This is a genomic window from Pseudoalteromonas sp. S2755 (genome assembly GCF_005886535.1).
Taxonomy (GTDB): Bacteria; Pseudomonadota; Gammaproteobacteria; order Enterobacterales; family Alteromonadaceae; genus Pseudoalteromonas.
This window is the reverse complement of record NZ_PNDS01000247.1, coordinates 1-658: the sequence shown is the minus strand read 5'-3', so window position 1 is coordinate 658 and position 658 is coordinate 1. Positions and strand designations below refer to the sequence as shown.

The 658-nt window shown below is 41.8% G+C and carries 1 protein-coding gene; it reads left to right on the top strand.

Features of this window, described 5'->3' with window-relative positions:
- The coding region (locus CWC03_RS23080) for an IS3 family transposase (protein ID WP_138583823.1) at positions 1–650 on the top strand (650 nt) is incomplete at its 5' end.
- Positions 651–658 lie beyond the last annotated feature (8 nt).

Here is a 658-nt window from a genome sequence, read left to right as displayed (position 1 = left end):
ACAGCCGTTATCGCGCCGCTAAGCTAATGGTTAAACTAAAACTAGAGAGCTGCCAAGTACCACAACATCAATATAAAAGGGGTGGTAATGAGCATCTTGAAATCCCAAATTTGCTAGATAGGCAGTTTGATGTTGTTGAGCCGAATACGGTGTGGTGCGGTGATGTGACGTATATTTGGACAGGCAATCGCTGGGCCTATTTAGCGGTCGTTGTTGATTTATTTGCACGTAAAGTCGTTGGTTGGGCAATGTCGTTGTCGCCAGATACTAACTTAACGCTAAAAGCGCTTGAACTCGCGTATGAAAGCAGAGGTAAACCAAGTGGATTGATGTTTCACTCAGACCAAGGAAGCCATTATACAAGCTTGAAGTACCGCCAACGTTTATGGCGCTATAAAATTACACAAAGTATGAGCAGGCGCGGAAATTGTTGGGATAATGCGCCAATGGAGCGATTTTTTAGAAGCTTTAAAACGGAGTGGATGCCAAAGGTTGGATACGAAAACTTTAAAGATGCTAAATATGGTGTGAGTGATTATATCAACGGATATTATAACAACGTTAGGCCTCATCATTATAATGCTGGTTTAGCGCCAAATGAATCTGAGGTTAGATACCAAGATTCTAAAACTGTGGCCAAAATTAGTTGACCACTACA